Origin of the sequence: Mesorhizobium sp. ISC25 (assembly GCF_042295465.1) — a bacterium.
GTDB lineage: Bacteria > Pseudomonadota > Alphaproteobacteria > Rhizobiales > Rhizobiaceae > Mesorhizobium.
The window spans coordinates 3,325,113-3,338,161 of the sequence record NZ_CP135441.1 but is presented as its reverse complement, the minus strand read 5'-3'; the positions used below and the strand labels follow the sequence as shown (position 1 = coordinate 3,338,161).

8 protein-coding genes are annotated in these 13,049 nt (G+C 59.5%); 2 read left to right on the top strand and 6 right to left on the bottom strand.

All coding sequences use genetic code 11. The features are described from left to right. Positions 1-90 precede the first annotated feature (90 nt). The 4 genes from RQ479_RS16690 to RQ479_RS16675 all read right to left on the bottom strand — a co-directional run bounded on the left by RQ479_RS16690 (position 91) and on the right by RQ479_RS16675 (position 5,411). Complete coding sequence (locus tag RQ479_RS16690) at positions 91-1,161, bottom strand: adenylate/guanylate cyclase domain-containing protein (protein WP_376701877.1); 1,071 nt, start codon at positions 1,159-1,161, stop codon at positions 91-93. Between the two features lie 3 nt (positions 1,162-1,164). After that, positions 1,165-1,656, bottom strand: a complete 492-nt coding sequence (locus RQ479_RS16685) for a Rab family GTPase (protein ID WP_245525621.1) — start codon at positions 1,654-1,656, stop codon at positions 1,165-1,167. 16 nt (positions 1,657-1,672) lie between these two features. Continuing rightward, positions 1,673-4,651, bottom strand: coding sequence for an OmpA family protein (locus RQ479_RS16680; RefSeq protein ID WP_376701876.1), 2,979 nt, complete (start codon positions 4,649-4,651; stop codon positions 1,673-1,675). 94 nt (positions 4,652-4,745) lie between these two features. After that, entirely contained in the window at positions 4,746-5,411 is a 666-nt protein-coding gene (locus RQ479_RS16675; protein WP_292654294.1) for a hypothetical protein, read from the bottom strand. Between the two features lie 326 nt (positions 5,412-5,737). Between RQ479_RS16675 and RQ479_RS16670 the strand changes: the two genes are divergently transcribed. Next, positions 5,738-5,869 (top strand): glycosyltransferase family A protein, encoded by a 132-nt coding sequence (locus RQ479_RS16670; RefSeq protein WP_376701875.1) that lies wholly within the window; start codon positions 5,738-5,740, stop codon positions 5,867-5,869. 81 nt (positions 5,870-5,950) lie between these two features. Then, positions 5,951-8,923: a glycosyltransferase gene (locus tag RQ479_RS16665; protein WP_376701874.1), complete on the top strand. Its 2,973-nt coding sequence runs from the start codon at positions 5,951-5,953 to the stop codon at positions 8,921-8,923. An 84-nt stretch (positions 8,924-9,007) separates the two neighbouring features. Here RQ479_RS16665 and RQ479_RS16660 read toward each other — a convergent pair whose 3' ends face one another. Beyond that, entirely contained in the window at positions 9,008-9,688 is a 681-nt protein-coding gene (locus RQ479_RS16660) for a peroxiredoxin-like family protein (protein ID WP_292654305.1), read from the bottom strand. A gap of 19 nt (positions 9,689-9,707) precedes the next feature. Further along, positions 9,708-13,007, bottom strand: coding sequence for an adenylate/guanylate cyclase domain-containing protein (locus tag RQ479_RS16655; RefSeq protein ID WP_376701873.1), 3,300 nt, complete (start codon positions 13,005-13,007; stop codon positions 9,708-9,710). Between the last annotated feature and the right edge of the window lie 42 nt (positions 13,008-13,049).

Below are 13,049 nucleotides of genomic sequence, written 5' to 3'. Positions count from 1 at the left end.
CGACTGCTTCGCGCACCGCTGCGGACATTCGAAACCATGATGTTGCTTGAGATGCAACGCGCTCCAGGGTCGGCACTGCCATGCGGCAAATCAGGCCGGGAGCCGCCACATTCGCACACGACCTGTACCACGCAATTCCGTTTCCGCGAGTGGATCGCAAGCAAAATTTGGTCCAAGCAGTTGATGAGTTGCATCCGAAATACGGATTTCATCGGGCTCCGCGGACGTTTGGATACGTGCGGCGAGATTAACGGTGTCGCCCCATAGGTCATAGGCAAACCGCCTTTTGCCTATAACGCCCGCCACAATTGGTCCTGAGTGAATTCCAATTCTGAGTCTTATCGGTTCTCCTGCGAAGCGTTCGAGCTTAACCGCCTTCCGCAGTTCAAGTGCATAGTGCGCAAGGGCTTCCGCATGATCGGATCGCGCGGCGGGCAGGCCAGCGACCACCATCACACAATCGCCGATTGTCTTGATCTTTTCGCAGCCGTATCGCTCCGAGAGCAGATCCGCCGCCTTGAAGAAGTAATTTAAAATAGCGAGCGTCGTCACGGCTCCGACGTTCCGCGCTCTTTCCGTAAAACCGACGATGTCGGCAAAAAGCACACTCACCTCTGCGTAGTTGTCTGCAATTTCTTCGTGCGCTTTTAGCCGCTCCGCGATAGACGCCGGAAGAATGTTGAGGAGCAGGGCTTCGGCGCGCTGGTATTCACGCGACAATCCCTCTTGGCTCGCCCTCAACGCCTCGTTCATCGATTGTAATTTCTCGTTGAGTTGACGCTCCCTCTCTTGCAGGAGCGTCATTTCATAAGCCTTCTGTTGAAGCCGCTGCCTGTTGTCGCGTTCGGCAGTGGCGTCAAGAAAGAGCAGCCACACGCAGGCATTGCCAGCAAAAAGATGAAGGTCCGCCACCCGCCCGCTGGGCAGTTCGACCATGGCCATATGATATGGAAGCTCCGGGCAGGGCAGCAACCCTTCCATGAATTCAAGCTGCTCGGCAACAGGCTTACCAATGCGAACTGATGAGAGTCCGTAATGTTTAACGTTACCGCCCTTCGCAGTTATGCAAAGCTGGGCGTCGATTTTCAAATATGCGACGGAGTGCTCGTTGTAGAAGAAATCGTAAATCCAACTGCTTACTTCTCTTGGCAATTCATGCATGGTTTATTTGCTGACCATCGAAGCAAGCTGACGAAACGCATCATCAACATGTTCACCCGAAAGCGCACTTGTTAGATAGATTTGCCATCCAAGTTGCCTCAGTTCGTTAATTTCACTATCCGATATTGCCCACCGATCGGCCAGATCGGATTTGTTGAACAGCAATACAAACGGCATAGCGCCGAATTCCGCCTCGGCCCGCTCGCGCAACGTGAGCGCCACGGCAAGAGTGGCGGCGCGCGTTCCATCGACGACAAGCACGAGCCCGCTGGCACCTCGCACATAGCTGACGCGGAATGAGCCGATATCGTCTTCGCCGGCCAAATCCCACAAAATCAGATCCACGGTCTTGTCCGGGAATGCGACACTCTTCTTGTCGATTTTCACTCCCACCGTGGTCAAGTAGGTTTCGGAAAAGATGCTTTGCACAAACCTGCGAACCAGACTCGTCTTTCCGACAGCGAACCCGCCCAACATGCAGATCTTCTTTTGCAATATCCTGGGCTCCGCCCTAGTGGAAGTTTACCGTAACCGAAACTCTGCGATTGGCCGAGCTCCCGGTTCGGCTATTTTCAGTCTCCGCTGGCTCAAAGGTGCCCGCGCCGCGAACCAAGAGCAATTCCGGATCGACGCCGCGCTTCTTGAGAAGCGCACGAACTGTTTCCGCGCGCGCGGCGCTGATGGACAATTTGGCCGTTTCACGGCCCGTCTCGTCCGAATGGCCGGTCAACATGAACTGTGCTGTTACGCCTGCCTTGCGGGCGTCCTTGGCCAATTGCTTCAACTGATTCGCCAATTTGTCGAGAACCGGCAGTTGCTCTGGTCCCGGTACAGCCTTGCCAGAATCGAAGAAAATGTCGACCGCTTGAATAGCCTCCCTCAAATGAGTGAGTTCCGGAGGGGTCAACTCACGCAGCTCGGAGATTTCTAGAGAGAGTCCGTCCGCGGACAGCTGTTGGGCGGCGAGCCGCGCCCGATCTATCCAGGCGGCAGGAGCCTCACCCTGGGCAACGATGCGATCCTTGATGATCATAAGCCGAACCGATTTCGGCGGAGCCAGAGACGCTACCAGCCGCCTCAGCACGAACTTCGGATCAAGGCTCTGATAGAATTGCCACTGCGAATGAACGCGAGCAGGATCAACCCCTGTTCCGGACAGCAGAGCCTGCGGGTCGGCGGCCTGCGGGTCTCTCAGGCCGGAAATATAGAAATGTCCACCCCTCGCCGTTTGTTGGGCGACGATGATTCCCGCTTGGGCCTCCAGTCGTGACACATAAGTCTGCCAGTGCTCCGCCGCGCGTGCTTCGGGGCTCACATCACGAACTCTGGAGATGTCGAATTCCGGTCCGCCTGCCGAAAGCTGTCGGGCCGCTGCGCGCGCCCGATCTATCCAGGTGTCGGGAGCCTCCCCCTCGGCAACGATGCGATCCTCGACGATCGAAAGTCGTACTGAATCCGGCGGAACCAGCGACGCCGTTAGCCGCTTTAACACGAACTCCGGATCAAGACTCTGATAGAATTGCCAGCGTGAATGAACGCGGGCGGGATCGACCTGCGTTCCGGCCAACAGCGACTGCGGGTCGGCGGCAAGCGGGTCTCTCAGGCCGGCAATATAGAATTGGCCATCGCGCACCTTTTGTTCGGCAACGATGATGCCCGGCTGGCTCCCCAGTCGCGACACATAGGCCTGCCAGCGCTCCGCCGCGCGTGCTTCGGGGCTCACATCACGAACTCTGGAGATGTCGAATTCCGGTCCGCCTGCCGAAAGCTGTCGGGCCGTTGCGCGTGCGCGATCTATCCAGGTGTCGGGAGCCTCACCCTCGGCAACGATGCGATGATTGACGATCGAAAGTCGTACTGAATCCGGCGGAACCAGCGACGCCGTTAGCCGCTTTAACACGAACTCCGGATCAAGACTCTGATAGAATTGCCAGCGTGAATGAACGCGGGCGGGATCGACCTGCGTTCCGGCCAACAGCGACTGCGGGTCGGCGGCAAGCGGGTCTCTCAGGCCGGCAATATAGAATTGGCCATCGCGCACCTTTTGTTCGGCAACGATGATGCCCGGCTGGCTCCCCAGTCGCGACACATAGGCCTGCCAGCGCTCCGCCGCGCGTGCTTCGGGGCTCACATCACGAACCCTGGAGATATCGAATTCCGGTCCGCCTGCCGAAAGCTGTCGGGCCGTTGCGCGTGCGCGATCTATCCAGCTGTCGGGAGCCTCACCCTCGGCAACGATGCGATCATTGACGATCGAAAGTCGTATTGAATCCGGCGGAACCAGCGACGCCGTTAGCCGCTTCAACACGAACTCCGGCTCAAGGCTCTGATAGAATTGCCAGCGCGAATGAACGCGGGCGGGATCGACCTGCGTTCCGGCCAACAGCGACTGCGGGTCGGCGGCAAGCGGGTCTCTCAGGCCGGCAATATAGAATTGGCCATCACGCACCTTTTGTTCGGCAACGATGATGCCCTGCTGGGTCCCCAGTCGCGACACATACGCCTGCCAGCGCTGCCCGGATTGCCAGGAAAGAAAGAACCAACCGCCTGCGGGAATCAAAACCAGCAGGACTGCAGCCACTACCAGCCACGGAAATCCCTGGTTTGATTCCTCCTGCTTCAGTTCAACGCAGGTCTGCAACTGCGTCTCTACGCCGGCCAACTGCGAACTGTCGCCGTCAAACTGCTCTAGAGCCTGTGAGCATTCATCATGGATGCGAAGCAATACATCGCGAATTTTTTCATGTAATTCCTCGGGCGGATTTCCCCGGATCACCGCAACTAAGGTCGCAAACGGTCCAACTTCCGACCAGAGACGAAGCTCCCCGAAACGAATAGTGTCCAGGCCACTCTGTTCTTTCTCGTTAAATGAGTCTTTCACAAAATCTTGAATTGCACTAAGCATCGAAGAAATGAGTTGAGGATCTTCGCTAGTCGCATTATCGGCAGTTACATGCGCTATCAAAAGACCGGAATTGCGATTGATGAGAAAGACATGTTCCACACGATAGACAAGAGAATGCTTAAGAACAACTTCTGAGAAGCTTGCACCTGTTCTCCAAGCTTCAAGCCTCCACTTGAGTCCATGCCAGGTAAATATATGTCTTAAAGTTTCATTCAGCGATTGAAAGGTTTGGTCGATCTTTTCGCCGATCGACTTGCGAATAGCCGGCAGAAACACCGGGTACAATATATCCGTAAGCGTACGCGGGCTCTTCTGGATGGACCGTTGCACGGCCCTCTCGACAGCTGGCGCAAGGGCCTCTCCGAGTTGCGCATGAGGCGCACGTGCGGCTGCACTGGGGAGAACACCCCCAACTGCAGCCGCAAGCTGCTCAGGTTCGTCGAGCAGATGCGTAACTCGCGAAAGCTCCGAAATTTCGCGGCCGACCAGCAACTGGCGGAGCGTTTCCATGCGAGGATCGGCGGTTGGGATTCCGTCGAGACGCGCACGATAGTCCGGATCAACGTTCCGGGCAATTTCGATCAAAAGGCGAGCCAGAGCCTCGCGATCAATCTCTGTATCGTTCGAAGCTGCTCGTTGAGGAAGGCTGATTGGGTCGACAGTCGACGTCAAGTTCCGATCAACTCACTTTCCACGTACGCTCCGAGTTGTTCTTGCTGCCTGCGGGATCCTGATTTAGACATTTTGCAACCTCGACAAACAGGCCAGCCAAAAGATTTCGGTCGGTCTTGACATTGCCAAGATCGGAAAACATTTTCTCCATCAGCATCTGAATGCTTTCATTCTTTTGCTTGATTTCCTCACGCAGCAAATGATCGTTTCGATTTATCCGGTCCGCAACTTCCCGCTCAAGCTCGCTCAACTGATCCGACAACGCGCGCACCTGCTTTTCGAGCGCCTGATTTTGCTCCCGAAGATTCCGATCAATCTCCTTGTCGGCGTCGGCTCGCGCGTCTTTTTCATTCCGCAATTGCGCCGCAAGCGAGTCGACCTGCTTCTTTGCATTTGACTCGTACATTTCAAGATTGCGCTTGGCCTCGGATTCGACATCCTTGAAGCGCTGCAAGACCCGTTCTTCAAGCTTGGAAAAGCGGCGGTCATAGTCCTGCATCTGGTTGCCGAACAGCAGATCACGTATCTTGTCGACACCTACAGCGTCGCCGGGGGCCCCGCTCTCGCGAGCCTGGCCCGCCATGAAGGTCAGCCCGCTTCCTTCTGCATTACTTATCAGATTTGCGTCCGCTTTATTTGCCGAAGAAGCGGTACTCGAAGATTCCTTGGCCATCCCATGCCCCTCCTTTTGAACATTTTCACAGCGCTAATTTAGCAACTGATAAACTTGCCAGCAAAATTGCCGACCCGCAAGCCGGAATCTTCTCGGCTTAAGTCAGTTCGTACGTCCCCATTCGGGTAGATTTCGACATGCGCATCGACCTCAGCTCCAAGCCGTCGGGCATGCGCGCTTGCCATTCGGCCTGTCTTCAAGTCTTTTTTGCCCGCCTCTAATTCGCCCTTATCTTGACAGGGCAGTGCTGCCAGCCGATGCCGTCATCCGGTTTTGACATTTGCCGACTCTTGCCGAAGAAGACGAAAGCTCGATGATCCAGGACAATGCTACCGCAAGGCGGTGTGGTACCGATGTTCAATGCCGAGCAAACCGTCGGCGCAACGCTTGCCGGCATCCGCCGGCAGACCTACCAGATACTGGATATAGTCGTGGTGGACGATGGGTTGACAGACTGATCGGCGTCGATTGTGACGGCCTACGCCGAGAAAGATCAACGCATCTTGTTCTACCTTCGAACCGGGCGCGGGTAAGACGGCGTGGCGCATGATCCCTTGGTTTCAATCGTGGTTCCTGCGCACAACGCGGAGGTAACGCTGGCGCGCGCACTCGATTGCCTTCTCGATCAGGAAATAGTGGATTGGGAGGCGATCATCGTCGATGACGCCTCCACGGACGGCACCCCCGCGATCATCGCCGGTTATGTAGAGCACGATGCCCGATTTCGGGCGTTGAGGTCTTGCGCGTATAGCGCCGCCGGCGCGCGCAATAACGGGATTTCGACAGCGCGCGGCCGCTGGCTCATGTTTCTGGATGCGGACGATTGGGTGGATGCCAGCTTCCTTGCGAAAATGCTGGCCGCACTGAAATCCGCTCCCGATGCAGTGGCCGCCTATTGCGGTTCCCGGCGCGTGATGCCCGACGGCGAACTCACCCCGGCGAGCATCCCAACGGATGTCGCGATCCAGCCCTTCGAGACATTCGCCCGCCGGTGTGCCATCGCCATTCACGGTCAGCTGGTCGACCGGGAGACAATTATTGAGTTGGGCGGTTTCGATATGTCGCTGCGCACCTGCGAGGACTGGGACCTGTGGCAGCGCCTCGCACGTCTGGACAAAAAATGGGTGGTGGTCGACGAGCCGCTCGCTTTCTATCGGACCAGCCCCAACGCGCTCAGCCGCAATTCGACGCAGATGCTGGCAGATGCCGAAATCGTGATCGCTCGAGGCTTTTCAGCCGATCCCAGGGTCAAACACCCGGCATCGGCTCACGCCAATGGAGCGATCGAGGCGAACGGCGGCACCGCTTCAGAAGCACTCGCGTGGTTCGCGTTGTGGAACGCCGCATCGGATTGCGGCTGCGGCTCGCGCTCGATCAACCCGCAGTCCCTGCGCGCGCTCCCGCCAGGACGTAAATGGGCGCGTGAGATCGCCAAGGTGGCCATCGATGGCCTTATGGCAGGAAGCCTGTCGGTGCCAGCGCAATTGGCTGCCAGGTGGGACAGGTTCGGCGGCTCCCTCACCGAGTTGATCATCGAACTCGGCAAGGTCTGGGACAATCCCGTCGCGGCTCGCCGCGTCCAGTATCACCTTGAGCAAATGCTTCTCGACGTCGACGATCTTGCCGCGCCGCGCAGGCTCGCGCGGACACTTGGAATTCGTGTCGACGCGCGAAATCCGACCTCCATCGAAGTGCCGGAAGGAATCGATCAAATCTATGCCTATCTGATGATGGATGGCCAGATCGAGGCTCTCGTGCAGTTCGGCGTACTCGGGAAAGTGACAAGGCGTCATTGGATTGAATTGATCCTGAATTTCGTGCCCCCTGAGCGGCTTATGCACAGTGCCGCGCGGCTTGCGAGGCGATCGCCTGTACATGCACCGCAAAAGGGCGCCGGTGCCGACAAGTCAAACATGTTTGCAGCCGAGGCATTGTTGTCCATGGCGGGACGCCGGTCTGATCGGGACAGCCACTTCGGCAAACTCGCGGGATTGGCCGCGGAAGCGCAGGCGCTGGTTCGGTCGAGCGCCGAAACTAAAGAGCCTTTTGCAGCGCCGTGCCGTGCACGGGCCGCGGATGGGCACGACAATGATCGCACGTCTTTCTGGAATCGCCATTTCGCGACCGAGGATCCCTGGAACTACGGTTCGCCTTATGAGCAGGAAAAATATGAGCGGCAGCTCGAAATTCTGCCTGCCGTTCCCATCGGACGGGCGCTTGAGCTGGCCTGCGCGGAGGGCCACTTCACGCGGCAGCTGGCGCCGCGCGTGGGCCATTTGACCGCAACTGACATCTCCGCCGTAGCCGTCGGGCGGGCGGGCGCGCGATGCAGCGATCAGCCGAATGTTGAGTTCGGCGTACTGGATTTTTCTGCGGACATGCTGCCGGGCGAGATGGATCTGATCGTCTGTTCGGAAGTGCTCTACTACCTGGATGATCTCGCCGAGTTGCGGCGCATCGCCAAAAAACTCGCTGGGGCGTTGGCGCCTGGCGGCAGTTTCATCAGCGCACACGCATTCGTGCTACGTGACAATGTTGAAAGGACGGGCTTCGACTGGAACACATTCGGTGCACAAGCGATCTCAGAGACGCTGGCAGCGACCGACGGCCTCGTCCTCGAGCAATCGATCCAGACCGAGCTCTACCGCATAGACCGCTTCCGCCGCCTGTCACCAGGCGACGTGGCGACGGAACCGATGATAGATCATGTGCCAATCCGCGCACCCGTCGAAATCGGGGTCGCGCGAAATATCGTCTGGGGCGGGGCGCGGGCCTTGCGCCGCGACGTCGCACGTAGCGAGCGGCGACAGCGTATCCCTGTCCTCATGTATCACAGCGTCTCCGATGAAGGTCCGGCCGCGCTCGCCCGTTTTCGGCTCACGCCCGCCGCATTCGCCAGCCAAATGGCATGGCTGCGCGCCAATGGCTTTCACGCGATTAGGTCCGAGCAGCTGGAGTGGTTCATCGCCAACCGTCAGCCTTTCGTTGGCCGCCCAGTGCTCATCACGTTCGATGACGGCTTCCAGAACTTTGCCGACTATGCCTGGCCGACCTTGCGCGCGAACGATCTGACCGCGGAAATGTTCCTGGTGACGGACTGGGTGGGTGAAAGTGCACAGTGGGACGCCTACAGCGGCCCGCCGACGCAGCTTATGGACGCCGGGACGGTGCGACGCCTCGCCGGCGAAGGTGCGTTCTTCGGAAGCCATCTGGCGACGCATCGCGCGATCGATGGTCTGTCGAGCTCTGACTTGGCCGCCGAGCTCCTGCGCTCTCGTATGTTCATCGAACGGTGGACCGGTCGGCCAACCACGGCGTTCGCGGCACCCTTCTCTGTTACCGACCGACGGCTTGGCAGGCTGGCCAAGGAGTGCGGCTATCGAATCGGCTTCGGCGGCAGACACGGGCCGGCGGACCTCGATTGCGATCCCATCGACCTTCCGCGCATCGAGATTCGCGGGGATCGCTCGCTCGATGACTTTGTTGCCAAAGTCGAGGCCGTGCTCGCATGAACGGTGAACTTGTCGGTGTCTAGACTTGTAACAAATTAGTTCCGCTTTTGGTCAGTGTCCCGCCCGTTTACCTCGTTCGCAAATCTATTGGGCGACTTGGGACACGGCTGACATCAGCTCCTGCGGGCTTGGCTTCCCAAACATGTATCGCCCACCCTCTGGAACCTCCGTGAAGCTCCAGCGGACGATCCCCTGCCGGTCCAATAGGAATTGACCGACCAGTTGTCCGTGTCCTGTTGCCATCATCTGCTCGTCGGCTTCGGTCACTTCGTAATGGTCCTTCTTGTTGAGGAATTCGCTGGCCACCAAAGGATCCATAGGACCGGGCAACTCGCCGGGTATGTCGACCCGCATATCCTTTGCCGCTGCCATCGAGACCTTGTACGGCCAGTTCGTCTCGTTTTGGGTGAATTCGAGATTCGGCAGCCCAAAGGCACGATGCGAAGCACGTTCAGGGTCGGAGGCCGCAAGCAGATTCGGCATCGGATGGTAGCGGAAATAGAGACGTGCCCGTTCGATCGGCGTGTTGACCACCGTCAGGCTCTCCACGCCCTTTTCGCGCAGCTCCGGATCAAGCCGCGCCTGGGCGGCGATATAGCGCCGGCAAAACGCACAATGCAGACCTCGAAACAGGCCGACCAGCACCGGTTTTTGGCCGCGAAAGTCGTCAAGCGCGATCTTGCCTTCCTGGGTAATGGCGTCGAGTACCAAGTTCGGCGCACGGTCGCCCGGTTGAAGCGGCACCAAGTCACTACGCGCGGACATTTCCAACCTCCAACCCCGGCTAGTCGAGAAAAGGCAGCACCACAAGCGCTTCCGGGTCGAGCCCGTGCTGGGCGCATATACCCTGCGCCAGGGAAAAGTAGCGTTCGGCCTCGACCAGATTGTCGAGGTCGAGATTAAGCGTTGCAAGACCATCATAGCACGGAAACAGCAGTTGGGGTTCGCCCGTTTCGCGGGCTACGTCCAGTGCTTCGTGAAACAACCCAACCGCCAGGTCCGGACGGCCGTTGCACTGGTGGATCTGTCCAAGCACGATCAACGGCACCGGCAGGTGCTCGCGTTGGTCGAGCGCCCGGTCGATCTCGATGGCCTTCTCGGCAGCAGGCACGCCCTCCGTTGGACAGCGATCCGTGAAAGTACAACAAGCGACAGCCAGATTGGCGAGAAGGCGCGCCTGGAAACCCAAATCACCAATACGGCGCGCCACTTCAAGACCGCGCCGACAGACCTCCATCGCCTGTGCCGGATCGATGGTCGTGTAAAGCACGCCGAGATTGGTGTAGCCGCGGCAGGCCGCGCCCAGCAGACCGGCGGCTTCAGCCAATTCAATGCTGCGCTCAACCTGACGCACGGCCTCACGGTTTCGCCCAAGGCGAGCCAGCGCGACAGCCTTGGTATTGAGTGCCTCGGCGGTCACAAGAGTGGCATCACGCCCTACCTCGGAGACATGCTCCGTTGTCAGAGTGCGTACGCAATCCAGCGCCGCGTCTGCCCATTTTGCCGCGAGAGCGTGATCTCCGCTACGGAACGCCTGCCGGCCACGTTCTTGCCACAGATGCGCCTGCTCGATCGGGGCATCCGCTCCATCGAGGAGCGCTGCCGCCTCAGCATAGCGGAGTTCTGCCTTGTCCCGCTTGCCGACGTCCCAGAGCAGCCGACCGATCTTACGCAAAACTCGCGCCGAGGCGACGCGATTGGCCGACTCGCGGTATGCCTGCAACACCGTCTCGTAGTGGTGGTGCGCGATCTCGCGGCGGCCTGCCGGGCCGCTCAAATCGGCAATGCGCTCCGCAATTGCCAGTTTGAGCGGTGTTTGCCCGATCGCGTCCAATGCAGTCAGTGCTCGCTCGTAGAAACGAAGGGCGTCGTCGTTGGCGTATATCATACGAGCGCGATCGCCCGCCGCCTCCAGGTAGTGCGCGCCCTTCTCCCGCTCGGCGCTCTGTGCAAAATGATGACCGAGCACGGTCAAATCCTCGAGCCGTTCCGGCTTGTCGCCGCACAGTTGCTCCAAGGCAGCTCCGACCCGCCCGTGGATGTCGGTCCGGCGTTGCAGGAGCAGATTCTGGTAGATCACGTCCTGCAGCAATGTTTGCGTAAAGCGGTAGCTTTGCGACGAGACCGAGCCTGATCCGGCAACTTCCTCGATGATTTCCGCATCGCAAAGCAGTTCGCAGCCGGCTTCTAGCCGGGCGGGGTCGGCTGTCACGGTTTTCAGAAGTGTGGCATCGAAGCGCGGGCCGATTACCGCGGCCTCCTGGGCCAACCGGCGCACCTCTTGGGGCAGCCGGTCGACGCGGGCAAGCAACATTGCCTGGATAGTGGCGGGGATGCCGGTTGCGACTTCGCCTGCCACAGCCCGCCATCGCTGGCCCTCTCGCATCAGTACACCGCGATCGATAAGGCCGCGAACGATCTCCTCTACAAAAAGGGGGTTGCCGCCCGCGCGCTCGAGGATCTGGTCGAGAAGCCCTCCTGCGGAGTTTACCCAGCTCTCGCCGAAAAGCGCTGCCAGCAGGCTGCGTCCGTCATCTCTGTTGAGCGGCGGAAGCCTGAGCGCTGTGTGACTGACCCGACTTGAGTCGAGCTGGTCGTTGTCCGGCGCCGGACGATGCGTGACCAGCAACATCAACCGCGTACGTTCCAACCTGTCCATCACGAAACGTAGTGCCTCAAGCGACACGGCGTCGGCCCAGTGCAGGTCTTCGACGACAATCAACAGCGGCGACAACGCAAGCCGCCGTTCGATGATTGTGCGGACTGCGTAGAGAATTTGCCGCCGCAGCTGCTCGGGTTCGACATGCTGCAAGGTGGCATCGGGGTCGCCAAGGCCAAGCACATGGTAGAGCAAAGGCATCAGCCGCATCGCCTCCTCGCCCTGCAGGCCGAGATCGGTAAGCAAGCCTGCGAGCTTCCCCCGCATTTCGTTCCTATTGTCGTTTTGCATCATACCGGCAGCGCTGCGCACCACTGCGCCCAAGGCGCCGAAAGATTGTTCGCCCAGCGGTGAGCACGTGGCCTGCCGCACGGCGACGTTGCGAAAACGATCCTCGTCGCCGACGCGGGCGACGAACTCCTTCACCAGCCGCGATTTCCCGATGCCGGCTTCTCCGACGAGGCGGACAAGTTGGGCCGAGCCGCCGCACGCCTGGTCAAGGCTCGCCAGCATTCTATTGAGCTCCGCACCACGACCTATTAGCGGGGCACTGAGGCCGAGCGCCTCGAGCCCACGCGCTGCACGCGGCACCGCTAGCGGTGCGTCCAGTCGATGGACGAGCACACTGCCAGCCTTGCCGCGAAGCACGACATCACCCATCGACTCGTAAGAGAAGGCATGCCGGGTCAGCCTGTGAGTGAGCTCGCCTACCAGCACCTCACCCGGTGCGGCCAGCGATTGCAGGCGTTGCGCCGTATTCACTGTGTCGCCGGTCACCGAATAGGATTTGGCGGTGCCGATGCCCAATCCGCCAGTAACGACCGGACCAGTGTTTATGCCGATGTGGAGTAACAGAGGCGAGCCGGAGTGGGAGGTGCTTTCGCCGAGCCGCGCCGTCCGGGCGATCATGTCGAGAGCGGCGCGAAGTGCACGTTCCGGATCGTCCTCATGCGCGACCGGCGCACCGAACAAAGCCAGCAGCGCATCGCCGATGAATTTGTCGACGAAACCACCAAAGTTTCGCACGGCCGACGTCAATTCCTTGAATAGTTCGTTCTGCAGCGCTTGCATGACCTCGGGGTCGAGCTGCTCGCTGAGTGTCGTGAAGCCGCAAAGGTCGGCGAACAGCACCGTTACCGTCCGGCGATCGGCGTCAGAGACGGGATGCAGCCCTTCTTCGCTTTCGATGTTCGGAAGCAGCGACGGAGTTCGAGAAGGCGGCACAATGGTCCGGCTTGGTGTCGGAGCAGGCCGTTCGACGGCTTTTGCGGGCGCACCGACGCTCGCCCCACATTTCGGACAGAACTCGAAATCAGGTTCGCAGGGGTAGCCGCAACTGCCGCATGGCACGGGCTGGCGCCTGCCACACCTCGGACAGAAGGCGTAACCGCCCTCAACCTCGAAACCGCAGCCCGAGCAGTCCATCGAACAAGACCTCACTAGAGGCCGTGACGGCGTGATCTCGCC

Excerpts from the sequence above, each read along its gene's own strand:
- RQ479_RS16675 (WP_292654294.1), bottom strand. The coding sequence starts at position 5,411 with ATGGCCAAGGAATCTTCGAGTACCGCTTCTTCGGCAAATAAAGCGGAC.
- RQ479_RS16670 (WP_376701875.1), top strand. The coding sequence starts at position 5,738 with ATGCTACCGCAAGGCGGTGTGGTACCGATGTTCAATGCCGAGCAAACC.
- RQ479_RS16690 (WP_376701877.1), bottom strand. The coding sequence starts at position 1,161 with ATGCATGAATTGCCAAGAGAAGTAAGCAGTTGGATTTACGATTTCTTC.
- RQ479_RS16660 (WP_292654305.1), bottom strand. The coding sequence starts at position 9,688 with ATGTCCGCGCGTAGTGACTTGGTGCCGCTTCAACCGGGCGACCGTGCG.
- RQ479_RS16655 (WP_376701873.1), bottom strand. The coding sequence starts at position 13,007 with ATGGACTGCTCGGGCTGCGGTTTCGAGGTTGAGGGCGGTTACGCCTTC.